The sequence below is a fragment of the Thermus thermophilus genome, assembly GCF_019974155.1.
Classification (GTDB): Bacteria; Deinococcota; Deinococci; order Deinococcales; family Thermaceae; genus Thermus; species Thermus thermophilus_C.
In genome coordinates, this window is the sequence record NZ_AP025158.1 from 108,526 (window position 1) to 130,017 (window position 21,492).

General features: G+C 69.4%; 21 protein-coding genes. 12 read left to right on the forward strand and 9 right to left on the reverse strand.

The window, feature by feature from the left end:
* The first annotated feature begins 41 nt into the window (after window positions 1–41).
* The 8 genes from TthTMY_RS00680 to TthTMY_RS00715 are packed head-to-tail and all read left to right on the forward strand — an operon-like array spanning window position 42 to window position 7,719.
* Window positions 42–1,007 (forward strand): PstS family phosphate ABC transporter substrate-binding protein, encoded by a 966-nt coding sequence (locus TthTMY_RS00680; protein WP_096411503.1) that lies wholly within the window; start codon window positions 42–44, stop codon window positions 1,005–1,007.
* Window positions 1,008–1,062: 55 nt separating this feature from the next.
* A complete protein-coding gene (pstC, locus tag TthTMY_RS00685; protein ID WP_096411505.1) occupies window positions 1,063–1,965 on the forward strand; it encodes a phosphate ABC transporter permease subunit PstC in 903 nt (300 codons plus the stop codon).
* The gene (gene pstA, locus TthTMY_RS00690) at window positions 1,958–3,163 is read left to right on the forward strand and encodes a phosphate ABC transporter permease PstA (RefSeq protein WP_096411506.1); all 1,206 of its coding nucleotides are present in this window, start codon (window positions 1,958–1,960) and stop codon (window positions 3,161–3,163) included. Before pstC ends, pstA begins: the two co-directional genes overlap by 8 nt.
* Window positions 3,157–3,972, forward strand: a complete 816-nt coding sequence (gene pstB / locus TthTMY_RS00695) for a phosphate ABC transporter ATP-binding protein PstB (RefSeq protein WP_096411508.1) — start codon at window positions 3,157–3,159, stop codon at window positions 3,970–3,972. Before pstA ends, pstB begins: the two co-directional genes overlap by 7 nt.
* 9 nt (window positions 3,973–3,981) lie before the next feature.
* A complete protein-coding gene (locus TthTMY_RS00700) occupies window positions 3,982–5,154 on the forward strand; it encodes an MFS transporter (RefSeq protein WP_096411509.1) in 1,173 nt (390 codons plus the stop codon).
* A gap of 1 nt (window position 5,155) precedes the next feature.
* Window positions 5,156–6,187: a DNA replication/repair protein RecF gene (recF, locus tag TthTMY_RS00705; protein WP_096411511.1), complete on the forward strand. Its 1,032-nt coding sequence runs from the start codon at window positions 5,156–5,158 to the stop codon at window positions 6,185–6,187.
* Window positions 6,172–6,930 carry a DUF721 domain-containing protein gene (locus tag TthTMY_RS00710; RefSeq protein WP_223903315.1) on the forward strand — a complete coding sequence of 253 codons (759 nt, stop codon included), beginning with the start codon at window positions 6,172–6,174 and terminating at the stop codon, window positions 6,928–6,930. The genes recF and TthTMY_RS00710 overlap by 16 nt, the downstream gene beginning before the upstream one ends.
* Entirely contained in the window at window positions 6,931–7,719 is a 789-nt protein-coding gene (locus TthTMY_RS00715; RefSeq protein WP_223903316.1) for a C40 family peptidase, read from the forward strand.
* Here the strand turns inward: TthTMY_RS00715 and TthTMY_RS00720 are convergent.
* The 4 genes from TthTMY_RS00720 to TthTMY_RS00735 are packed head-to-tail and all read right to left on the reverse strand — an operon-like array spanning window position 7,673 to window position 10,398.
* Window positions 7,673–8,593, reverse strand: coding sequence for a nitroreductase family protein (locus tag TthTMY_RS00720; RefSeq protein ID WP_096411515.1), 921 nt, complete (start codon window positions 8,591–8,593; stop codon window positions 7,673–7,675). The two genes, TthTMY_RS00715 and TthTMY_RS00720, sit on opposite strands and share 47 nt — an antisense overlap.
* Before the next feature lie 33 nt (window positions 8,594–8,626).
* The gene (locus TthTMY_RS00725) at window positions 8,627–8,956 is read right to left on the reverse strand and encodes a nucleotidyltransferase domain-containing protein (protein ID WP_096411517.1); all 330 of its coding nucleotides are present in this window, start codon (window positions 8,954–8,956) and stop codon (window positions 8,627–8,629) included.
* The gene (locus tag TthTMY_RS00730) at window positions 8,926–9,309 is read right to left on the reverse strand and encodes a HEPN domain-containing protein (RefSeq protein ID WP_096411519.1); all 384 of its coding nucleotides are present in this window, start codon (window positions 9,307–9,309) and stop codon (window positions 8,926–8,928) included. Before TthTMY_RS00730 ends, TthTMY_RS00725 begins: the two co-directional genes overlap by 31 nt.
* A gap of 24 nt (window positions 9,310–9,333) precedes the next feature.
* Window positions 9,334–10,398, reverse strand: coding sequence for a prepilin peptidase (locus tag TthTMY_RS00735; RefSeq protein WP_223903317.1), 1,065 nt, complete (start codon window positions 10,396–10,398; stop codon window positions 9,334–9,336).
* A gap of 66 nt (window positions 10,399–10,464) precedes the next feature.
* Between TthTMY_RS00735 and TthTMY_RS00740 the strand changes: the two genes are divergently transcribed.
* Window positions 10,465–11,997 (forward strand): thermostable carboxypeptidase 1, encoded by a 1,533-nt coding sequence (locus TthTMY_RS00740; RefSeq protein WP_223903318.1) that lies wholly within the window; start codon window positions 10,465–10,467, stop codon window positions 11,995–11,997.
* A gap of 64 nt (window positions 11,998–12,061) precedes the next feature.
* Here the strand turns inward: TthTMY_RS00740 and groL are convergent, their stop codons facing one another.
* The 5 genes from groL to TthTMY_RS00765 form a co-directional block, all read right to left on the reverse strand.
* The gene (gene groL / locus TthTMY_RS00745) at window positions 12,062–13,693 is read right to left on the reverse strand and encodes a chaperonin GroEL (RefSeq protein WP_096411521.1); all 1,632 of its coding nucleotides are present in this window, start codon (window positions 13,691–13,693) and stop codon (window positions 12,062–12,064) included.
* A 12-nt stretch (window positions 13,694–13,705) separates the two neighbouring features.
* The gene (gene groES / locus TthTMY_RS00750; RefSeq protein WP_011174076.1) at window positions 13,706–14,011 is read right to left on the reverse strand and encodes a co-chaperone GroES; all 306 of its coding nucleotides are present in this window, start codon (window positions 14,009–14,011) and stop codon (window positions 13,706–13,708) included.
* 97 nt (window positions 14,012–14,108) lie between these two features.
* Window positions 14,109–14,891 carry a TrmH family RNA methyltransferase gene (locus TthTMY_RS00755; RefSeq protein WP_096411522.1) on the reverse strand — a complete coding sequence of 261 codons (783 nt, stop codon included), beginning with the start codon at window positions 14,889–14,891 and terminating at the stop codon, window positions 14,109–14,111.
* Window positions 14,881–17,118: a GNAT family N-acetyltransferase gene (locus tag TthTMY_RS00760; protein WP_096411524.1), complete on the reverse strand. Its 2,238-nt coding sequence runs from the start codon at window positions 17,116–17,118 to the stop codon at window positions 14,881–14,883. The genes TthTMY_RS00755 and TthTMY_RS00760 overlap by 11 nt, the downstream gene beginning before the upstream one ends.
* 4 nt (window positions 17,119–17,122) lie before the next feature.
* Window positions 17,123–17,464, reverse strand: a complete 342-nt coding sequence (locus TthTMY_RS00765) for a hypothetical protein (RefSeq protein WP_223903319.1) — start codon at window positions 17,462–17,464, stop codon at window positions 17,123–17,125.
* A gap of 150 nt (window positions 17,465–17,614) precedes the next feature.
* On the opposite strand from TthTMY_RS00765, the gene pgi reads away from it, so the two are divergent.
* The 3 genes from pgi (at window position 17,615) to TthTMY_RS00780 (ending at window position 21,475) form a co-directional block, all read left to right on the forward strand.
* Window positions 17,615–18,862, forward strand: coding sequence for a glucose-6-phosphate isomerase (gene pgi, locus TthTMY_RS00770; RefSeq protein WP_096411526.1), 1,248 nt, complete (start codon window positions 17,615–17,617; stop codon window positions 18,860–18,862).
* Between the two features lie 88 nt (window positions 18,863–18,950).
* Window positions 18,951–20,540 carry a phosphoenolpyruvate carboxykinase (ATP) gene (gene pckA / locus TthTMY_RS00775; RefSeq protein ID WP_096411528.1) on the forward strand — a complete coding sequence of 530 codons (1,590 nt, stop codon included), beginning with the start codon at window positions 18,951–18,953 and terminating at the stop codon, window positions 20,538–20,540.
* The gene (locus TthTMY_RS00780; RefSeq protein WP_223903320.1) at window positions 20,540–21,475 is read left to right on the forward strand and encodes a threonine/serine dehydratase; all 936 of its coding nucleotides are present in this window, start codon (window positions 20,540–20,542) and stop codon (window positions 21,473–21,475) included. The genes pckA and TthTMY_RS00780 overlap by 1 nt, the downstream gene beginning before the upstream one ends.
* The last annotated feature ends 17 nt before the right edge of the window (window positions 21,476–21,492 follow it).

Genomic DNA, 21,492 nt, shown 5'->3' on the forward strand with positions numbered 1-21,492 from the left:
AGGCGGGAGGGAAAAACCCTCCTAGGAACGGGAGGTAAGCTATGCGTAAAGCCATTGGTCTCGTGCTTCTAGCGCTGGCGGGCCCCGCCCTGGCCCAGATCCGGGCGGACGGGTCCTCCACCGTCTACCCCGTCACCCAGGCGGTGGCGGAGGAGTTCACTGCCCGCAACCCCAACATCCGCGTGGTGGTGGCCTTCTCCGGAACGGGCGGCGGCTTCAAGAAGTTCTGCCGGGGAGAAACGGACATCCAAAACGCCAGCCGGCCCATCCGGCCGGAGGAGCTCGAGGTCTGCCGGGAAAACGGCATCCAGTTCCTTGAGCTCCCCGTGGCCTACGACGCCCTCACCGTCATCGTCAACCCCAAGAACACCTGGGCCACCTGCCTGAAGACGAGCGAGCTCAAGGCCATCTGGGAGCCGGGCTCCAAGATCCAGCGCTGGAACCAGATCCGCCAAGGCTGGCCCAACCAGCCCTTGAGGCTCTACGGCGCGGGCGCGGACTCCGGGACCTTTGACTACTTCACCGAGGCCATCGTGGGCAAGGCCAAGGCCATCCGCACCGACTACCAGCCCACGGAAGACGACAACGTCACCATCAAGGGGGTCGCCGGGGACACCTACGCCATGGGCTTCCTGGGCTACGCCTACTACGAGGAGAACAAGGGCAAGGTGAAGGCCGTGGCCATTGACCACGGCAAGGGGTGCGTCCTGCCCTCCCGGGAGACGGTTCTGAACGGCACCTACCAGCCCCTCTCCCGGCCCCTCTTCATCTACGTGAACCTAAAGAGCTTGGACCGGCCCGAGGTGCGGGCCTTCGTGGACTTCTACCTCTCCCCCGCCGCCCGCAGGGCCATCCGCTCCACCGGGTACGTGGAGCTTCCCGAGGAGGCCTACCGCATCGGCCAGGAGCTGGTGAAGCGGAGGAAGACAGGCACCTTCTTCATGGACCTCCCCGCGGGCACGCCCCTCTCCAAGTTCATCCAGGAGCTGGAGAAGGAGCTTCGCTAACCCTGGGCTCCAGGGGGTGGGGGGTACCCCCCACCCCCTTTAGAATGGGGTAGGCATGGAGATCCTGAAGCAGCGGCCCTCCCGGCACCCTGCGGAACGCCTCACCTTCCTCGTCCTCCTCCTCCTCTCCTCCGTCACCCTCCTCACCACCCTGGGGGTGATCCTGAGCCTTCTTGGGGACGTGGTCCAGTTTTTCCGCCGGGTGCCCCTCGCCGAGTTCCTCTTCGCCCCCGAGTGGACCCCCCTTTTCGCCGAGCCCCGGTACGGCATCGCCCCCCTCCTCGCCGGCACCTTTCTGGTGACGGCCATCGCCCTCTTCGTGGCCGTACCGTTGGGCCTCGCCCTCGCCGTTTACGTTTCCGAGTACCTGCCTTCGGACAAGCGGGCCCGGGTGCTCGGGGTGCTGGAGCTCTTTGAGGGCATCCCCACGGTGGTCTTCGGCTACTTCGCCCTTCTTTTCGTCACCCCCCTCTTGCAAAAGGTCATCCCCGGTCTAAGCCTTTTCAACCCCCTTTCGGCGGGTCTGGTGATGGGCTTCGCCATCCTGCCCTACGTCTCCAACGTGGCCGCCGACGCCATGCAGTCCGTGCCCCGGAGCATCCGGGAAGCGGCCTACGCCCTGGGGGCGAGGCCCTACGAGGTGGCCCTCAGGGTGGTCCTCCCGGCGGCCCTTTCCGGCGTGATCGCCGCCATCATCCTCGCCTCAAGCCGCGCCATCGGGGAGACCATGATCGTGGCCATCGCCGCCGGGCAACGCCCCACCCTCACCCTGGACCCCCGGGAGACCATCGCCACCATGACGAGCTACATCGTCCAGGCGGCCACCGGGGACCAGCCCGTGGGCTCCACCGCCTACTACGCCCTCTTCGCCGTGGGCTTCACCCTCTTCTTCCTCACCCTCCTCCTCAACGTCCTGGCCCAGTACATCGTGGAACGCTACCGGGAGCGGTATGAATAGGACCCCTACCCCAGAAGCCTTCGGTCAAGACCCCTGGAAGGCCCGCATTGACCGGGTCTTCGCCCGGGCCCTCGTCCTCCCCCTCCTCCTGGCCCTAGGGCTTCTCGCCCTCCTCCTCGGGGACACCCTCTACCGCAGCGTTTCCGTCCAGGTGGTGCGGGCCGACATGGGGCCCGGGCACACCTACCCCTTGGGCCTTTCGGCGGAGGCCATCCTCCAAAAGGAGCTCCTGGCCCAGGGCTACACCGAGGAGGAGGCGGCCTTCATGCTCCAAGACCCCAAGGAGCGCGACGCCCTCTTCCTGCAAAACCGGGTGGAGCTCATGTGGAACACCCACGAGGGCCCCTTCCGTTACGTGGTCACCAACGTCTACGACGAGCGGGTGGCGGACTTCTCCCTGGCGGAAGGGCTTCGGCGCTGGAACGAGCTCAAGGCCAACCTTCAGGAAGGGGAGCGCCTGGTCTTGAACCCCTGGCTGGACCAGACCTTCCTCACCCGCCCTCCCTCCCGCTCCCCCCTCACGGCGGGCATCGGGGTGGCCATCTGGGGCACGGTCTGGGTCCTCTCCTTGGCCCTCCTCCTCGCCATCCCGGTGGGGATCGGGACCGCCATCCTCCTGGAGGAGTACCTGCGGGAGGGCCGGCTTTCCCGGATCCTCGAGGTCAACCTCCGCAACCTCGCCGGGGTGCCCTCCATCGTCTACGGGCTCCTGGGCCTGGCCCTCTTCGTGCGGGGAATGGGGCTCGGTCCCTCGGTCCTGGCCGCCGCCCTCACCCTGGGGCTTTTGGGCATCCCGGTCATCGTGGTCACCGCCCGGGAGGCCCTGAGGGCCGTTCCCGATTCCCTGCGGCAGGCGGCCTTCGCCCTTGGGGCCACCCGGAGGCAGGTGGTCTTCCGGGTGGTGGTGCCCGCCGCCTTGCCCGGTATGGTCACCGGGGTGATCCTCTCCGCCGCCAGGCTCATCGGCGAGGCCGCGCCCCTCCTCCTGGTGGGCGCGGCGGCCTACGTCCCCTTCTTCCCTTCGGGACCCCTTTCCCAGTACACCGTGGTCCCGGTGCAGATCTACCTCTGGATCAGCCAGAACCAGCCCGAGTTCGCCCGGGTGGCGGCGGCGGGCATCCTGGTGATGCTCCTTCTCCTTTCCGTGCTCTACCTCATGGCCCTTTACCTCAGGAACCGCTTTAGGAGGGAATGGTGAGCCTGGAACAGCTCAAGGAACACGAGACCGTGCGCACCGACCCGGTGCCGGAAAGCCGGGCCTTGGTGGACGTCCGAAGGCTAAGCCTTTGGTACGGCACAAAGCAGGCCCTCTACGACATCTCCGTGCGCTTTCCCAAAAACCAGGTCACGGCCATCATCGGCCCCTCGGGGTGCGGGAAGAGCACCCTCCTCCGCTCCCTGAACCGCATGAACGACCTGGTGCCCGGGGTGCGGGTGAAGGGAGAGGTCCTCTACGAAGGGGTGAACATCTACGACCCCCGGGTGGACCCGGTGGCGGTGCGGCGCCACATCGGCATGGTCTTCCAGAAGCCCAACCCCTTCCCCAAGACCATCTTTGAGAACGTGGCCTTCGGCCTCCGGCTCATGGGGATTAAGGGAAGCGAGCTGGAAGACCGGGTGGTGGAGGCCCTGAAGCGGGCCGCCCTATGGGAAGAGGTCAAGGACCGCTTCAAGAAGGAAAGCGGCCTGAGGCTTTCCGGCGGCCAGCAGCAGAGGCTTTGCATCGCCCGGGCCATCGCCGTGGAGCCGCCCCTCCTCCTCATGGACGAGCCCACGAGCGCCTTGGACCCCATCGCCACCCAGGCCATTGAGGACCTGATCCTGGAGCTGAAGGAGCGCTACACGGTCGTCATCGTCACCCACAACATGCAGCAAGCCGCCCGGGTCTCCGACCGCACCCTTTTCATGCACCTGGGGGTCCTGGTGGAGGAAGGCCCCACCGAGGTGATCTTCACCAAGCCCAAGCACCCTTACACCGAGGCCTACATCACCGGGCGCTTCGGCTAAAATCGGCCCATGTCGCCCCTTGCCCTCCTCTTCCTCACCCTCTTCAACAGCGTTCTGGGCCTCTCCATCCTCTTCCCCATCCTGGGGCCTTTGGGCAGGGCGCTGGGCCTCACCGAGGTCCAGGTGGGCCTCTTCTCCACGGGCTACGCCCTCATGCAGTTCCTCCTTTCCCCCTACTGGGGCAGGCGGAGCGAACGGGGCCGGAAGCCCGTCCTCCTCGTGGGCATCCTGGGCTTCGCGGCGAGCTTCCTCCTCTTCGGCGTCTTCGCCCTCCTGGGGGAGCGGGGCCTCGTGCCCCCGGGACTCCTTTTTATCCTGCTCCTCCTCGCGCGGCTTCTCGGCGGGGCCTTCAGCTCCGCCACCCTGCCCACGGCCCAGGCCTACGTGGCCGACGTTACGGGGCGGGAGAACCGCACCGCGGGGATGGCCCTCTTGGGGGCGGCCTTTGGCCTCGCGGTGATCCTGGGGCCCGCCCTGGGGGCGGGGCTTGCCGCCCTCTTCGGCCTCCTCGCCCCCGTCTTCTTCTCGGCGGGGATCGCCCTCCTGAACGCCCTTTTCGTCCACCTGGTCCTCCCCGAGTCCAAACCCCGGGGGACCGAAGCCGGGGCGCGGCTTTCCCCCTTTGACCCCAGGGTCTTCCCCCTCCTCCTCCTCGGCCTCGCCCTCAACCTTTCCAGCGTGGCCCTGGAGCAGACCATCGCCTTTTACTTCCAGGACCGGCTTCTCCTCGGCGGGGTGGAGACGGCCCAGAAGGTGGGCCTGGCCCTGGTCCTCTACGGGGTCGTGGCCGTCTTCGTCCAGGGCGTCCTGGTGCGCAAGACCGGCTGGCCCCCGAGGGTCCTCCTCTCCCTGGGCCTACCCTTGGGGATCCTGGGCTTCGTCCTCCTGGTCTACGCCGAGACCTTCTGGGCCCTCGCCCTGGGCCTCGCCCTCCAGGGGGCGGGGCAGGGGCTCGCCCTCCCCGGGGTCACGGCGGCCCTCTCCCTGGCCGTGGGCGAGGGGGAGCAGGGCCTGGTGGCGGGGCTCAACAGCTCCGCCCAGGCCCTGGGGAGGATGCTCGGGCCCCTCGTGGGCACGGGGCTCTACCGCCTGGCCCCCGAAGGACCCTATGTCCTTGGGGCCTCCCTCCTCCTCCTCACCCTCCTCTTCCTCCCCGCCCTCTTCCGCCGGGCGAGGCTTTAGCATGCGGCTTCTCCTCTTCCGGCAGCGGAACTTCCGCAACCTGGCCCTGGAGGCCTACCGCCCCCCGCCGGGCCTTTCCGCCCTGGTGGGGGCCAACGCCCAGGGGAAGACGAGCCTCCTCCTGGGGATCCACCTGGCCCTAGGGGGGGAGGTCCCCCTGGGCCTTGCCGACCTCGTCCGCTTCGGGGAGGAGGAGGCTTGGCTCCTCGCCGAGGTGGAGACGGAGCTTGGGGCCTACCGCTTGGAGCACCGCCTGGGCCCCGGGGGGCGGGAGGTCTTCCTGAACGGGAAGCGGGTGGGCCTTCGGACCCTTTGGGAGCTTCCCGGCTCGGTCCTCGTCTCCCCTTTGGACCTCGAGGTGGTCCTCGGGGCCAAGGAGGAGCGGCGGGCCTACCTGGACCGGCTCATCGCCCGCTTTTCCCGCCGCTATGCCGCCCTCCTTTCCGCCTACGAGAGGGCGCTGCGCCAGCGGAACGCCCTCCTCAAGGCCGGGGGGGAGGGCCTTTCCGCCTGGGACCGGGAGCTCGCCCGCCACGGGGACGAGATCGTGGCCCTAAGGCGCCGCTTCCTCCGGCGCTTCGCCCCCATCCTGCGGGAGGTCCACGCCGCCCTCGCCGCCAAGGAGGCGGGGCTTCGCTTGGAGGAGACCGCGGGGGAAGGGGTGCTCCGAGCCCTCGAGGCCAGCCGGGCCGAGGAGCGGGAGCGGGGCCAGACTCTGGTGGGGCCCCACCGGGACGACCTGGTCTTCCTCCTGGAGGGGCGGCCCGCCCACCGGTTCGCCAGCCGCGGGGAGGCCAAGACCCTGGCCCTGGCCCTGCGCCTCGCCGAGCACCGCCTCCTCGGCGAGCACCACGGCGAGCCCCCCCTCCTCCTCGTGGACGAGTGGGGAGAGGAGCTGGACGAGGCCCGCAGGCGGGCCGTCCTCGCCTACGCCGAGGCCCTGCCCCAGGCCATCCTGGCGGGGCTGGAAGCCCCCCCGGGGGTGCCGGTATGCTCGGTGGTACGAGGGGTGGTCCTGTGCCCTGGCGCCTGAAGGAGGTGATCCCCGAGGCCCTGAAGCGGGCCGGGGGCAAGGAGCGGCTCAGGCGAGGCCTCGTCCTCGCCGCCTGGCGGGAGGTGGCGGGAAAGGACCTCGCCCGCTTCACCGAGGCGGTGGCCCTGGAGGAGGGCGTCCTCGTGGTCCACGTGCCCGACCCCGTGGTGGCCCACCAGCTCACCTACACCCGCCTCGCCCTCCTCCGCCGCTACGAGGAGCGCTTCCCCGGGGCGGTGCGGGAGATCCGGTTCCAGGTGGGCCCCCTCGAGGCGGAAGGGGCGAAGCCCCCCCCGCCCTCGGACCCCGGCCGCCTGCGGGAGGCGGGCCGCAAGGCCCTGGCCCTGGCGGAAAAGGCCCCTCCGGAGCTTCGGGAGCGGGTGGCCCGGGCCGCCCTGGCCCTCTTCCAGAGGCAGCGGGGCGACCCCTGCCCCGTCTGCCAGACCCCAAGCGAGACCCATCCCTGCCCCACCTGCCGCCGCCACCTGGAAGACCCCGGGGTGCGAAGGGCGGCGGAGCGGCTCATGCGGGGCCAGGAGGCGGGCCTCGAGGGGGACACCCTCCGGGCCGCCCGCCACCTGGCCCGGGAAAACCTCCTCGCCCAGATGCGGGACCTCTACCCCGAGGCCCTGCGGAGCGAGGAGTTCCGCCCCCTCCTCGCCCACCTGGCCCGCCGCTACCGCAGCCTCTTCCCCCAGGAGCCCCTGCCCGAAGGGGTGCGGAGCCTGCTCAAGGAGGGCTGAATGCGCCGCGCCTTCCTCCTCGCCTTCCTAGGCCTCGCCCTGGCCCAGGCCACCTACACCGTGGCCCCTGGGGACACGCTCTATTCCATCGCCCGCAGGCACGGGACCACGGTGGAGGCCCTCATGCGCTTAAACGGGCTGGAAAGCTTCCTCCTCCAGCCGGGGCAGGTCCTCAAGCTCCCCTCCGGGGAAAGGACCCACGTGGTGGCCCCGGGGGACACCCTCTTTTCCCTGGCGCGCCGCTACGGCACCACCGTGGAAGCCCTCATGCGCTTAAACGGCCTCTCCTCCCCGGAGATCAAGGTGGGGCAGGTCCTGAGGCTTCCCGAAGGGGGCGAGGCGCCTCCGCCCCCTCCTCCGGAGCCGGAGGCCCTGGACCCGGAAAGCCCCCTCCTCCGGGCCGTCCTCCGCTACCTGGGGGTGCCTTACAAGTACGGGGCGAACTCCCCCTTGGCCCTGGACTGCTCGGCCTTCGTGGCCCAGGTCTACGCCGAGCTGGGCGTGGCCCTCCCCCGGACCACTAAGGAGCAGTACCAGGCCTTCCCCCCTGCGGAGGCCCTGCGGCCCGGCGACCTGGTCTTCTTCAGCTTCGGGGGTAAGGAGGTGGACCACGTGGGGATCTACCTGGGCCGGGGGGTCTTCGCCCACGCCTCTAGCTACGGGAGCCGGGTGGTCATAGAGAGCCTCGAGGCCCCCTTCTACCAAAAGGCCTACCGGGGAGCGAGGCGCGTTCTCCAGGAGGTCATGGCCAGTCCGGCACCTCCCCCCGGGCCTTCCGCAGGGCGGTGAGGAGGGCTTCCCCCGGCTTTCCCTCCCCCCGGAAGGCCCGGGCCTCCTCCTCCAGCCAGGCCTCCCCCTTGCGGAAGAGCACCCCCCGGGCCTCGGCCAAGGCCTCCTCCAGGAGGGCCCCCAGGGAGTAGAAGGGGGCCCCTTGGGGCAGGTCCGGGTCAAACCCCTGCCGGGAAAGGACCTTCCCGTAAGGCTTCTCCCGGGCCTCCATGGTGCCCCCCTCGGCGAAGTAGCGCCTCAGGACCCGGTTCCAGTCCCCCACCCGGCTGTAGGGGGCCATGGCCCGGTAGGCCTCCTCGAGGTCCTCCTCCGTGTAGGGGCGGTAGCGGTCCTCGTGGACCACGAGCCTTCGGGGAAGCCTGGGCCTTGGGGGGCCCTCCTCGTCCGGCACCCCCACGGCAAGCCCCACCACCGGGAGGACCCCCGGGGGAAGCCCGAGGAGGTCCACCAGGGCCTCCACCCCGTTCAGCACCCCGCCGACGAAGCAGACCCCATACCCCAGGGCCTCGGCGGTGAGGGCGAGGTACGAGGCGGCGATCCCCGCGTCCAGGATGGCGAAGTGGAGGGCGGTCCTGGGCCAGAAGGCCATCCTCTGCCCCCGGTGGGCGAGGAGGCGCTCCAGGCGGTGGACGTCCGCCAGGAAGACGAAGAACTCCGCGGCCTGCCTGATGTGCTCCTGGTCCCCGGAGAGCCGGGCCACCTCGTCCCGAAGCCTTGGGTCCCGTATGCGGACCGCCGAGTAGAGCTGGGCGCTCGCGTCCGTGGGGGCCCGTTGCAGGGCGAAGAGGAGCTTTTCCAGGTCCTCCTCCGGGATGGGCGAGGGCTTGAAGCGCCGCACGCTTCGCCTTTTGGCGAGGATGGGTGAAAGGTCCATGGGGGCAGGATAAAGCCTCGGATCGGTCTCCGGTCAACCTGCGGGCATCCCCTCGTCTAGGAGGACAAGGCCTTCACGGGCGGCCTCCCCCACGAGGCCGATTTCTCCCTTACGGGCCTCCCATTCCTCGGGGGTGAGGGCCACGTAGTCCACGTTTCTCAAAGGCAAGCACCCCTGTAAGAGTTGGACCCGGCTCAGGTAGTCCATGCCCCGGAAGGCGGGGGAAACCACGAGGAGGTCCCAGTCGCTTTCTTCCAAGGCCTCCCCCCTCGCCCGGGACCCGAAGAGGAGGACGCGGGTGAGGGGAAGGGGAGCCTCCGCCAGGAGGGCCCTCAGCTCTTGGAGATCGCTTCTTCCACCCATGCCAGGATGGCCTTTGCCGCCTCCACGCGTGCGGCCGCCTGAGGCTTCGCGTAGAGCTTTGCGGGCACCGTTCCGGCCACATCGGGATACCGGCTCAAGGTGTAGTCAGGGGTAAGGAGCCTGGCCCCTTCCTGCACATGCTCGGGAGCCTGAAGGTGTTCGGCTAAGGAAAGGAGGTCGTGGGAGCGGGGAAGGATACGGAGCTGCTGGATATGGAGGGCCTTTAACGCCTTTTCGGCAACCTGATGCGCGAAAAAGGCCGCCGCATAGTACCGATCCCGCTCCAGGAGGACGGTGGCCGTGATCAGGTCTTCCCTGGCCTGGAGCAGAAGGCGCTCGGCCTCGAGGCGCATCCCCTTTATCCTAGCAGGTCCCCTCTAGAGACCGAGGAGGCGCAGGTACGCCCCCCAAATGGCCTCCCCGAAGAAGAAGGCCACCACCCCCCCGAGGGCCAGGTAAGGCCCAAAGGGAAGCTTTCTTTGGCGGAGGAGAAGGCCGAGGAGGGCCCCGGCGAAGACCCCGAGGAAGAGGGCGAGGAAGGCGTAAGGGCCAAGCCAGGCGCCAAGGGCCCCTAAAAGCTTCACGTCCCCGTAGCCCATGGCCACGGGCTCCTCGTCTTCCTCGGGAAGGGGCCGGAAGGCCCAGTAAAGCCCCCCGGCGAGGGCGAGCCCCCCGGCGGCGAGGAGGCTTCCCTTTAGGCTTTCCAGGAGGTCCAGGCCCAGGGCGGGGGCGAGGAGGAGGGCAAGGGGCAAAAGGGGCAGGGTGAGCCGGTCGGGGAGGACCACGGGGCGGCCCGTGCGGGCGGAGAGGGCCCAGGCGAGGAAGGCCAGGGCCATGCCCACCCCCGGACCCAAAAGCGCCCCGAAGAGGGCCGCCATGTGGACCTGGTGGGGGCCCACGGGGACCTCGGGCCTGCCCTCCCTAAAGCGCCTCAGGAAGAGGTTCCCGTACCCCGCCACCAGGCCAAGCCCCCCGGCGGCCATGAGGCTTCCGTCCAGGCTCTCCCTAAAGGGGAGGGGGAAGGCCAGCGCCCAGGAGGCCAAAAGCCCCAGGAAGAGGAGGCCGTAGGTGAGGGGGTCGGGAAGCTCAAAGGTGTCCAGGTCAATGAAGGCGAGGGCCACGAGGAGGGCGAGGAAGAGGAAGACCAAGAGGGCCTCCACCCCGGGGGGGTAGAAGAGGCTTGCCAGGAGGAAGATCCCCCCCGTGAGGGCCTCCACCAGGGGGTAGCGGGGGGAGATGGGACGGGCGCAGTAGCGGCACCGCCCCTTTAAGGCGAGGTAGGAGAGGACGGGCACCAGGTCGGAAGGCCCCAGGCGGTGGCCGCAGTGGGGGCAGCGGGAAGGGGGGTAGACCATGGACTCCCCCCGGGGCAGGCGGTGGAGGACCACGTTCAGAAAGGAGCCCACCACAAGGCCGAGGACCAGGGCGAGAAGGGGCCACATGAGGGCATTTTACGGGGTGGCCCGGCTTTCACAGCGCTTTTAAGGGTTTGGGTGTAGGATGGCCCCGTGACGCCGGAAACCGCTTACCAGAACCTTTTGGAGTTCCAGAGGGAAACCGCCTACCTGGCCTCTTTGGGGGCCCTCGCCGCCTGGGACCAGCGCACCATGATCCCCAAAAAGGGGCACGAGCACCGCGCCCGGCAGATGGCCGCCCTGGCCCGGCTTCTCCACCAGCGCATGACCGACCCCAGGATCGGGGAGTGGCTGGAGAAGGTGGAGGGAAGCCCCCTGGTGCAGGACCCCTTCTCCGACGCCGCGGTCAACGTCCGGGAGTGGCGCCAGGCCTACGAAAGGGCCCGGGCCATCCCCGAAAGGCTCGCCGTGGAGCTCGCCCAGGCGGAAAGCGAGGCGGAGAGCTTCTGGGAGGAGGCCAGGCCCAAGGACGACTGGCGGGGCTTCCTGCCCTACCTGAAGCGGGTTTACGCCCTCACCAAGGAGAAGGCGGAGGTCCTCTTCGCCCTCCCCCCGGCCCCCGGGGACCCCCCCTACGGGGAGCTTTACGACGCCCTCCTGGACGGGTACGAGCCGGGAATGCGGGCCCGGGAGCTTCTTCCCCTCTTCGCCGAGCTCAAGGAGGGGCTCAAGGGCCTTCTGGACCGGATCCTGGGGAGCGGGAAGCGGCCCGACACCTCCATCCTCCACCGTCCCTTCCCCGTGGAGGCCCAAAGGCGCTTCGCCCTGGAGCTCCTTTCCGCCTGCGGTTACGACCTCGAGGCGGGCCGCCTGGACCCCACCGCCCACCCCTTTGAGATCGCCATCGGCCCCGGGGACGTGCGCATCACCACCCGCTACTATGAGGACTTCTTCAACGCGGGCATCTTCGGCACCCTGCACGAGATGGGCCACGCCCTCTACGAGCAGGGCCTGCCCAGAGAGCACTGGGGCACCCCGAGGGGGGAGGCGGTCTCCTTAGGCGTCCACGAGTCGCAAAGCCGCACCTGGGAGAACCTGGTGGGCCGCTCCTTGGGCTTCTGGGAGCGCTTCTTCCCCCGGGCCCAGGAGGTCTTCGCGAGCCTAGGGGACGTGAAGCTCCAGGACTTCCACTTCGCCATCAACGCCGTGGAGCCCTCCCTCATCCGGGTGGAGGCGGACGAGGTCACCTACAACCTCCACATCCTGGTGCGCCTGGAGCTGGAGCTCGCCCTCTTCCGCGGGGAGCTCTCTCCCGAGGACCTGCCGGAGGCGTGGGCGGAGAAGTACCGGGACCACCTGGGCGTGGCCCCCAAGGACTACAAGGACGGGGTCATGCAGGACGTCCACTGGGCGGGGGGGCTTTTCGGCTACTTCCCCACCTACACCTTGGGCAACCTCTACGCCGCCCAGTTCTTCCAGAAGGCGGAGGCCGAGCTCGGCCCCCTGGAGCCTAGGTTTGCCCGGGGGGAGTTCCAGCCCTTCCTGGACTGGACACGCGCGCGGATCCACGCCGAGGGGAGCCGCTTCCGCCCCCGGGTCCTGGTGGAGCGGGTCACGGGGAAGGCCCCGAGCGCCGGGCCCTTCCTGGCCTACCTGGAGAAAAAGTACGCCGCCCTCTACGGCTGACGCCCTCCCTGGCCCTTAGAAAGGGGCCGGGCCCTCGGGGCCCGGCCCCTCTAGCCGCTAGGGCTTAGAAGTCCATGTCCCCGGCGCCCGCGGAGGCGGGGGTGGACTCCTTCTTCTCGGGCTTCTCCGCCACCACGGCCTCGGTGGTGAGGATGAGGGCGCCGATGGAGGCGGCGTTCTGCAGGGCGGAGCGGGTCACCTTGGCGGGGTCCACGATGCCCGCCTCCACCATGTCCACGAACTCCCCGGTGGCGGCGTTGAAGCCGTAGCGGAGGTTCTTGGTCTCGGCCAGGATCTGCTGGACGATGACGGAGCCCTCGTACCCGGCGTTCTCGGCGATCTGGCGGGCGGGCTCCTCCAGGGCCCGGCGCACGATCTTGGCGCCCGTGGCCTCGTCGCCCTCCAGCTTCTTGATGAGCTCCTCCACGGCGCTGATGGCCCGGAGGAGGGTCACGCCACCGCCGGGCACGATGCCCTCCTCCACCGCGGCCCGGGTGGCGTTCAGGGCGTCCTCAAAGCGGTGCTTCTTCTCCTTGAGCTCGGTCTCAGTGGCGGCGCCCACCCGGATCACGGCCACGCCACCCGCGAGCTTCGCCAGGCGCTCCTGGAGCTTCTCCCGGGCGTACTCGCTGTCGGTGGTCTCCAGCTCCTTCTTGATGCCGTTGATCCGGGCCTCAATGTCCTCCTTCTTGCCCTTGCCGCCGACGATGGTGGTCTCGTCCTTGGTGATGCGCACCCGCTCGGCCCGGCCCAGCATGGAGAGGGTGGCGTTCTCCAGCTTGAAGCCGAGCTCCTCGGAGATCACGGTGCCGCCGGTGACCGCGGCGATGTCCTTGAGCATCTCCTTCCTGCGGTCACCGAAGCCGGGGGCCTTCACCGCGGCCACGCTCAGGGTGCCCCGGAGCTTGTTGACCACCAGGGTAGCCAAAGCCTCGCCCTCCACGTCCTCGGCGATGAGGAGGAGGGGCTTGCCCGTCTGGGCCACCTGCTCCAGGATGGGGAGGAGCTCACGGACGTTGGAGACCTTCTTCTCCACGATGAGGATGAAGGCGTCCTCGAGGACCGCCTCCATCGTCTCGGGGTTGGTGACGAAGTAGGGGGAGATGTACCCCTTGTCAAACTGGTACCCCTCAACGAACTTGAGCTCGGTCTCGAGGCTCTTGGACTCCTCAACCGTGATGATGCCCTCCTTCCCCACCTTCTCCATGGCGTCGGCAATCAGCTTGCCGACGTCGGGGTCGTTGGCGGAGATGGTGGCCACCTCCTCAATGGCCTTCCGGTCCTCCACGGGGATGGCGAGGGCCTTGATCTTCTCCACCGCGGCCTCCACCGCCTTCTCAATGCCCCGCTTGAGGGCGAGGGGGTTGGCCCCGGCGGCCACGTTCTTCAGGCCCTCCCGGACGATGGCCTGGGCGAGCACGGTGGCGGTGGTGGTCCCGTCACCGGCCACGTCGTTGGTCTTGGAGGCCACCTCCTTGAGGAGCTGGGCCCCGATGTTCTCCAGGTGGTTCTCCAGCTCAATCTCCTTGGCCACCGTCACCCCGTCCTTGGTGATGGTGGGGGAGCCGAACTTCTTCTCCAGGACCACGTTCCGGCCCCGGGGGCCAAGGGTCACCTTCACCGCGTCGGCTACGGCGTTCACGCCACGCTCCAGCGCCCGGCGAGCCGCCTCGTCAAACACCAGGATCTTCGCCATAGTCCACCTCCTTTACTGCAGGACCGCAAGCAGGTCGCGCTCGGAGAGGATCACGTACTCCTCGCCGTCAATCTCAATCTCGGTGCCGCCGTACTTGGCGAAGACCACGATGTCCCCCTCCTTCACCTCGAGGGGCACCCGCTGGCCGTTCTCCAAGACGCGGCCCGTGCCCACCGCGATCACCTTGCCCTTCTGGGGCTTCTCCTTGGCGGTGTCGGGGAGCACGATACCGCCCTTGGTCTTGGGCTCCTCCTCAATCCGCTTCACCACGACCCGGTCGCCTAGGGGCTTGATCACCGTCTTCACCTCCGCGGCCATATCCACTCCCTCCTTTGACGCCCAAAGGGTGAGAGTGTCAAACCAAGGGTCATTATCCCGGCCTGGCGCCCCTTTGTCAAGGGGGTTGAGGGGAGGGTTATAAGGGTGCGCCCCCCGAACGCTGCCGCAGGGCCTCGTAGAGGAGGAGGGCGGCGCTCACCGCCACGTTGAGGCTGTCCGCTCGCCCCCGCATGGGGATCCGCACCCGCACCTGGGCCCGCCTCTTCCAGGCCTCGGGGAGGCCCTTGTCCTCCGCCCCGAGGAGGAAGGCCACCCCTCCCCGGTAGTCCCCCTCCCAGTAGAGCCTCTCCCCCTCGGGGGTGGCCGCCACCAGGGGGAGGTTTTGTTCCTCCAGGAAGCGGGCCGCCTCCTCCTCCGCGACGGGGTAGACGGGGAGGGCGAAGACCGCCCCCGTGGAGTTGCGGATGGCCTGGGGGCTATAGAGGTCCACCCCCTCGGCCACCAGGACGAGGTCCGCCCCCGCCCCGTCCGCCGCCCGGAGGATGGCCCCCAGGTTGCCGGGCTTCTCCAGGCCCAAAAGGACGAGGACCAGGGGGGCGGGCCCAAGGGTCAGCTCGGCGAGGCTTCTTCGGGGGAGGCGGAAGACCCCGAGGACCTGGGCGGGGTTCTCCCGGGTGGAGACCCGGGCCAAGGCCCTTTCCGAAAGCTCCAACACCTCCGCGCCCCCGGCCAGGGCGCGGTCCTCGGGGCGGGCCTTGGGCCCGAGGAGGAGGGTCTCCAGGGAGAGGCCCGCCTCGAGGGCCCTTTCCACCTCCCGCCGCCCCTCCACGAGAACGCGGCCGGTCCGCTCCCGCTCCTTCCGCTCCTTGAGGGCGGCGAGGGCCTTTACCCGGGGGTTTTGCGGGCTTTCAATCCGCACGGAGGCTTATTGTAAAGGCCGCCACCCGGGGGCCGGAAAGCTCCAGAAGGAGCCTTTCCACCTGGGGAAGCTCCTCCAGCATCCGGGAGGCCCGGAGGACGAGCTCCTTGTAGGCCGGAAGCCCCTCCACCCGTCCCGCGAGGGGGCGGAGGAGCTCCTCCGCGTCCTTGGCGGTGAGGGGGGAGAGGCGCTGTTCCAGCACCTGGTCCCCCAGGGGGGTGGGCAGGACCAGGGCCAGGACGGGCCCGAAAAGGGGGTGGGGCTCGGCCAAAAGGCGGAGCCGAAGCCCCTCCCCCTCGCCCAGGGAGAGGCCAAAAGCGCGCAGCAAGGCTTCCCCTTCCTCCCGGGAGAGGACGCGCTTCCCCTCCACGAGCTTTCTCGCCTCCTCCAGGCGGAGGTCCTGGAAGTCGGGGAAGAAGAGGGGCTCCTCCCGCCACCGCCTGTAGCCCCAGGCCCGGGCGAGGGCGATGGCCGCGGACTCGGGGAAGCGGTAGACGGGGACGGAGCCCAGGACCCGGGCCCGCCCCGAGGAAAGCCCCATGAGGCAGGCCAGGTAGGTCTTCCCTCCCCGCACCTCCCGCAAAAGCCCCAGCACCTCCTCCTCCGGGGCGAAGCCCATGGGCACGAAGAGGAGGAAGACGCTCCCTGCGTCGCTCGCCTCCGCCTCGGCGAGGGCCCGGCGGAAGGCCTCGAGGTCGGCCGTGGAGCCCAGGTCCACGTATTCCACCTCCATCCCCCCTTCCTTCAGGGCCTCGAGGGCCAGGTTGGAGGGGCCGGAGGCGTTGGAGATGAGGCGCACCCGACCGTTCTCCGGCAACGGGCCCTGGGCCAAGAGGAGGGCGACGTCAAAGGCCTCCTCCAGGCTGTTCGCCCGCACCACCCCCGCCTGGGCGAAGAGGGCCCGCACCAGGGGGTCGCGGGAGGGGTGGACCGCCAGGATGGGCTTCCGCTTGCCGATCCTGCGGGCGAGGCGGGAGAAGCGCCGGGGGTTGCCGAAGTGCTCCAGGTAAAGGAGGATGACCCGGGTCCGCTCGTCCTCCTCCCAGAACTGGAGGAGGTCGTTGGAGGAGATGTCCGCCTTGGCCCCAAGGGAGACGAAGCTCGCCACGCCGAGCCCCATCTCCTCGGCGAAGGCCAACACCGCCCGGCCCAGGGTGCCGGACTGGCTGGAGATGGCCAGGACCCCCTCTTTGGGCAGGGGGGCGAGGCCCGCCGCCAGGCGCGCCCCGGGGTGGGTGTGAACGAGGCCTAGGGAGCCCGGGCCCAAAAGGCGCATCCCCAGGCGCCTCGCCTTGTCCGCCAGGGCCTGGGCCTCCCTGGGGGTGAAGCCCGTGGTGAGGACGATGGCCCCCCGCACCCCCCGGCGCCCCGCGGCCTCGAGGGCCTCCGGGACCCGCTCCTTGGGCACGGCCACCACCACGAGGTCCACGGGCCCGGGGACGCTCTCCAGGCTGGGGTAGGCGAGGAGGGGCCCCACGGTCCCCCCCTCCCTCCCGATGGCCTCGTTCACCGGGAAGACCGGCCCCTGGAAGCGGCCGAAGATGAGGTTTTCCAGGACCCGGTAGCCGATGCTCTCCGGGTCGCGGCTCGCCCCCACCACCGCCACCCCCCGGGGGAAGAAGAAGGGGTGGAGGCTGGCGATGGTGGAGACCTTCTCCCGCCACTCAAAGCGCCGGGCCGTCTCCTCCTCCATGAGGATCTCAAACTCCACCTCCACCTCCCCGCCCTCCCGGTGGGCCCGGACGCGGAAGCCGCTTTCCTGGAAGACGCTGAGCATCTGCTTGTTCTCCGCCAGGACGAAGGCCTGGAAGCGGCGCACCCCGCGCTTGGCGGCGATGAGGGCGAGCCTTTCCAGAAGGAGGGTGCCGAGGCCCTTCCCCTGGAAGGCGTCGTCCACCAGGAAGGCCACCTCGGCAGTGTCCTCCCCCTTGAGCCGGACGTACTCCCCGGTGGCCACGATCCTGGGGGGCTCCCCCAGGAGGACCACCAGGGTCACCTTCTCCTCCTCGGGCTTGGCCGAGAGGAGGAGCTCGGCCGCCTTCTCCGGGGAGATGGGGGAGAAGAAGCGCAGGCGCAAGGAGGTGGGGGAAAGGCGCCTCAGGAACTCCACGAAAAGGGGAAGGTCCTTTTTGGAGGCCCTGCGGAGGAGGGCGGTGCGCCCGTCCTTGAGGAGGACGGGGCCCTCCTCGAGGCCGTGCTGGGGGGTGGGGGGCGGGACGTAGCCCATGCCCCTATTTTCCCCTAAAGGGCTCGTGCCCCCGCACCACCAGGAGCCGGACCCCGTGGGCCAAAAGGAGGGCCCGGTAGCGGAGGGCCCTTTCCAGGCCGGGGGGCTTGCCGTGGACGGACCTTCCCCTCTCCCCGGGGAAGAGGAAGTAGCCCTCGGGGAGGAGGACCAAAAGCCCCTCCCGGGCGCGGCGCGCCCCCCTAAGCGCCGCCTCTAGGAAGGCCTCCTCCGCCGCCTGGGTCAGGAGCACGTAGGTGCTCCCCCAGGGGGCCGGGGGCGGGAGGACGCCCAAGGCCAGGAGGAGAAGGGCCCAGGCCAAGAGAAAGCCGACCAGAGGGTGCCTCATACCCCTTTCGGCCCACCAACCCCTTGCCAGGGCCCCCATCGCAGGCCGGGATGGGGTGGCCCCCCTTCCGCCTGGGCGCCCGGAGGGGCGTGGGCTAGGGCCCAGTTTCCTCCGGTAGAGGAAGCGCCGCAAGGGTGTAAACTGCACTCCATGCTCCGGCTGGACACCCGCTTCCTCCCGGGCTTCCCCGAGGCCCTAAGCCGGCACGCCCCCCTCCTCCTGGAAGCCCGGGAAAGCCTCCTAAGAAAGCGCCGGGACCCGGGGAATATGCTGGGCTGGATGGACCTCCCCGAGGACACGGAGACCTTAAGGGAGGTCCGCCGCTACCGGGAGGCGAACCCCTGGGTGGAGGACTTCGTCCTCATCGGCATCGGGGGAAGCGCCCTGGGGCCTAAGGCCCTCGAGGCCGCCTTCAACGAGAGCGGGGTGCGCTTCCACTACCTGGACCACGTGGAGCCCGAGCCCACCCTCAGGCTCCTCCAGACCCTGGACCCCAGGAAGACCCTGGTGAACGCCGTCTCCAAGTCGGGGTCCACGGCGGAGACCCTGGCGGGCCTCGCCGTCTTCCTGAAGTGGCTTAAGGCGCACCTGGGGGAGGCCTGGCGGCGGCACCTCGTGGTGACCACCGACCCCAAGGAGGGCCCTTTGCGCGCCTTCGCCGAGCGGGAAGGCCTCAAGGCCTTCGCCATTCCCAAGGAGGTGGGCGGGCGCTTTTCCGTCTTCTCTCCCGTGGGGCTTCTCCCCCTGGCCTTCGCCGGCGCCGACCTGGACGCCCTCCTCATGGGGGCCCGCAAGGCCAACGAGACCGCCCTCGCCCCCCTGGAAGCAAGCCTCCCCCTAAAGACCGCCCTCCTCCTCCACCTCCACCGCCACCTCCCGGTCCACGTCTTCATGGTCTACTCGGAGAGGCTACGCCACCTCCCCAGCTGGTTCGTTCAGCTCCACGACGAGTCCTTGGGCAAGGTGGACCGCCAAGGCCAAAGGGTGGGCACCACCGCCCTCCCCGCCCTTGGGCCCCAGGACCAGCACGCCCAGGTCCAGCTCTTCCGGGAAGGCCCTCTGGACAAGCTCCTCGCCCTGGTCATCCCCGAGGCCCCCCTGGAGGACCTGGAGATCCCGGAGGTGGAGGGCCTCGAGGCCGCCTCCTACCTCTTCGGCAAGACCCTCTTCCAGCTCCTGAAGGCGGAAGCCGAGGCCACCTACGAGGCCCTGGCCGAGGCGGGGCAGAGGGTCTACGCCCTCTTCCTCCCCGAGGTCTCCCCCTACGCCGTGGGCTGGCTCATGCAGCACCTCATGTGGCAGACCGCCCTCCTGGGGGAGCTCTGGGAGGTCAACGCCTTTGACCAGCCCGGGGTGGAGCTGGGCAAGGCCCTCACCCGCAAGCGGCTTGCGGGGTGACGGGCTTCCCCTCGCCCCGGACAGGGTATACCCTGGCTTTGGAAGCGTGGAAAGCCGCTTGTGATATCCTGAACGAAGGAGGCGAGGCATGCAACGTTTGGAAGCCCTCGGTATCCACCCCAAGAAGCGGGTTTTCTGGAACACCGTCTCCCCCGTCCTCGTGGAACACACCCTCCTCCGGGGAGAAGGCTTTCTCGCCCACCACGGCCCCCTGGTGGTGGACACCACCCCCTACACGGGAAGAAGCCCCAAGGACAAGTTCGTGGTGCGGGAGCCGGAGGTGGAAGGGGAGATCTGGTGGGGGGAGGTGAACCAACCCTTCGCCCCGGAGGCCTTTGAGGCCCTCTACCAGAGGGTGGTCCAGTACCTCTCCGAGCGGGACCTTTACGTCCAGGACCTTTACGCCGGGGCGGACAAGCGCTACCGGCTCGCCGTGCGGGTGGTGACGGAAAGCCCCTGGCACGCCCTCTTCGCCCGCAACATGTTCATCCTCCCCCGCCGCTTCGGCAACGACGACGAGGTGGAGGCCTTCGTCCCCGGCTTCACCGTGGTCCACGCCCCCTACTTCCAGGCGGACCCCGAGCGGGACGGAACGAGGAGCGAGGTCTTCGTGGGGATCAGTTTCCAGAGGAAGCTCGTCCTCATCGTGGGCACCAAGTACGCCGGGGAGATCAAGAAGAGCGTCTTCACCGTGATGAACTACCTCATGCCCAAGCGGGGGGTCTTCCCCATGCACGCCTCGGCCAACGTGGGGAAGGAAGGGGACGTGGCGGTCTTCTTCGGGCTTTCCGGCACCGGCAAGACCACCCTCTCCACCGATCCCGACCGCCCCCTCATCGGCGACGACGAGCACGGCTGGAGCGAGGACGGGGTCTTCAACTTTGAGGGCGGGTGCTACGCCAAGGTGATCCGCCTCTCCCCGGAGCACGAGCCCCTGATCTACAAGGCCTCCAACCAGTTTGAGGCCATCCTGGAGAACGTGGTGGTGAACCCGGAAAGCCGCCGGGTCCAGTGGGACGACGACTCCAAGACGGAAAACACCCGCTCCTCCTACCCCATCGCCCACCTGGAGAACGTGGTGGAGTCGGGCGTGGCGGGCCACCCCAGGGCCATCTTCTTCCTCTCCGCCGACGCCTACGGGGTCCTTCCCCCCATTGCCCGCCTCTCTCCGGAGGAGGCCATGTACTACTTCCTCTCCGGCTACACCGCCCGGGTGGCAGGGACGGAGCGGGGCGTGACCGAGCCCAAGGCCACCTTTTCCGCCTGCTTCGGGGCCCCCTTCCTGCCCATGCACCCCGGGGTGTACGCGAGGATGCTGGGGGAGAAGATCCGGAAGCACGCCCCCCGGGTCTACTTGGTGAACACGGGCTGGACCGGCGGGCCCTACGGGGTGGGGCACCGCTTCCCCTTGCCCGTGACCCGGGCCCTCCTAAAGGCCGCCCTCTCCGGGGCCTTGGAAAACGTCCCCTACCGCAGGGACCCCGTCTTCGGGTTTGAGGTGCCCCTGGAGGCCCCCGGTGTGCCCCAAGAGCTCTTAAACCCCCGGGAAACCTGGGCGGACAAGGAGGCCTACGACCAACAGGCGCGGAGGCTCGCCCGCCTCTTCCAGGAGAACTTCCAGAAGTACGCCTCCGGGGTGGCCAAGGAGGTGGCCGAGGCCGGACCCCGCACCGGGTGATGCCTTCCCTCCAAGACCTCTACGCCGCCTTCCGGCGCATCGCCCCCTACACCCACCGCACCCCCCTCCTCACCTCCCGCCTCCTGGACGAGCTCCTTGGCAAGCGCCTTCTCCTCAAGGCCGAGCACCTGCAGAAGACGGGGAGCTTCAAGGCCCGGGGAGCCCTCTCCAAGGCCCTCGCCCTGGAAAACCCCAAGGGGCTTCTGGCGGTCTCCAGCGGCAACCACGCCCAAGGGGTGGCCTACGCCGCCAAGGTGCTCGGGGTGAAGGCCCTGGTGGTGATGCCCGAGGACGCAAGCCCCTACAAGAAGGCCTGCGCCCGGGCCTACGGGGCCGAGGTGGTGGACCGGGGGGTGACGGCGAAGAACCGGGAGGAGGTGGCCCGGGCCCTGCAGGAGGAGACGGGCTACGCCCTCATCCACCCCTTTGACGACCCCCTGGTCATCGCCGGGCAGGGGACGGCGGGGCTGGAGCTTCTGGCCCAGGGGGGGAAGCGGGGGGTCTTCCTCGAGGCCGTCCTCGCCCCCGTGGGGGGCGGGGGGCTCCTCGCCGGCATCGCCACGGCGATAAAGGCCCTCTCCCCCCAAACCCTCGTCCTCGGGGTGGAGCCCGAGGGGGCGGAGGACGCCAAGAGGAGCCTGGAAGCGGGGAAGATCGTGCGCCTAGAGGCGCCCCCCAGGACCCGGGCGGACGGGGTGCGGACACTAAGCCTGGGGGAGCGCACCTTCCCCATCCTCAAGGAGAAGGCGGACGGGATCCTCGTGGTGAGCGAAGAGGCGATCCTCGAGGCCGAGCGCCTCCTTTTCACCCGCACCAAGCAGGTGGTGGAGCCCACGGGGGCCCTTCCCCTGGCCGCGGTGCTGGAGCACGGGGCGGGGCTTCCCAAGACCCTCGCCCTCCTCCTTTCCGGGGGCAACCGGGACTTCTCTCCCTAGGGGGGCGGGGTAAGCTG

What these genes read in the sequence shown, in the direction of transcription:
- TthTMY_RS00725 (WP_096411517.1), bottom strand. Translation starts at nt 8,956, where the DNA reads ATGGGTGGAAGAAGCGATCTCCAAGAGCTGAGGGCCCTCCTGGCGGAG.
- TthTMY_RS00735 (WP_223903317.1), bottom strand. Translation starts at nt 10,398, where the DNA reads ATGTGGCCCCTTCTCGCCCTGGTCCTCGGCCTTGTGGTGGGCTCCTTT.
- pstA (WP_096411506.1), top strand. Translation starts at nt 1,958, where the DNA reads ATGAATAGGACCCCTACCCCAGAAGCCTTCGGTCAAGACCCCTGGAAG.
- TthTMY_RS00700 (WP_096411509.1), top strand. Translation starts at nt 3,982, where the DNA reads ATGTCGCCCCTTGCCCTCCTCTTCCTCACCCTCTTCAACAGCGTTCTG.
- TthTMY_RS00715 (WP_223903316.1), top strand. Translation starts at nt 6,931, where the DNA reads ATGCGCCGCGCCTTCCTCCTCGCCTTCCTAGGCCTCGCCCTGGCCCAG.
- TthTMY_RS00760 (WP_096411524.1), bottom strand. Translation starts at nt 17,118, where the DNA reads ATGGGCTACGTCCCGCCCCCCACCCCCCAGCACGGCCTCGAGGAGGGC.
- recF (WP_096411511.1), top strand. Translation starts at nt 5,156, where the DNA reads ATGCGGCTTCTCCTCTTCCGGCAGCGGAACTTCCGCAACCTGGCCCTG.
- groL (WP_096411521.1), bottom strand. Translation starts at nt 13,693, where the DNA reads ATGGCGAAGATCCTGGTGTTTGACGAGGCGGCTCGCCGGGCGCTGGAG.
- groES (WP_011174076.1), bottom strand. Translation starts at nt 14,011, where the DNA reads ATGGCCGCGGAGGTGAAGACGGTGATCAAGCCCCTAGGCGACCGGGTC.
- TthTMY_RS00780 (WP_223903320.1), top strand. Translation starts at nt 20,540, where the DNA reads ATGCCTTCCCTCCAAGACCTCTACGCCGCCTTCCGGCGCATCGCCCCC.
- TthTMY_RS00765 (WP_223903319.1), bottom strand. Translation starts at nt 17,464, where the DNA reads ATGAGGCACCCTCTGGTCGGCTTTCTCTTGGCCTGGGCCCTTCTCCTC.
- TthTMY_RS00730 (WP_096411519.1), bottom strand. Translation starts at nt 9,309, where the DNA reads ATGCGCCTCGAGGCCGAGCGCCTTCTGCTCCAGGCCAGGGAAGACCTG.
- pgi (WP_096411526.1), top strand. Translation starts at nt 17,615, where the DNA reads ATGCTCCGGCTGGACACCCGCTTCCTCCCGGGCTTCCCCGAGGCCCTA.
- pstC (WP_096411505.1), top strand. Translation starts at nt 1,063, where the DNA reads ATGGAGATCCTGAAGCAGCGGCCCTCCCGGCACCCTGCGGAACGCCTC.
- TthTMY_RS00720 (WP_096411515.1), bottom strand. Translation starts at nt 8,593, where the DNA reads ATGGACCTTTCACCCATCCTCGCCAAAAGGCGAAGCGTGCGGCGCTTC.
- TthTMY_RS00680 (WP_096411503.1), top strand. Translation starts at nt 42, where the DNA reads ATGCGTAAAGCCATTGGTCTCGTGCTTCTAGCGCTGGCGGGCCCCGCC.
- pstB (WP_096411508.1), top strand. Translation starts at nt 3,157, where the DNA reads ATGGTGAGCCTGGAACAGCTCAAGGAACACGAGACCGTGCGCACCGAC.
- pckA (WP_096411528.1), top strand. Translation starts at nt 18,951, where the DNA reads ATGCAACGTTTGGAAGCCCTCGGTATCCACCCCAAGAAGCGGGTTTTC.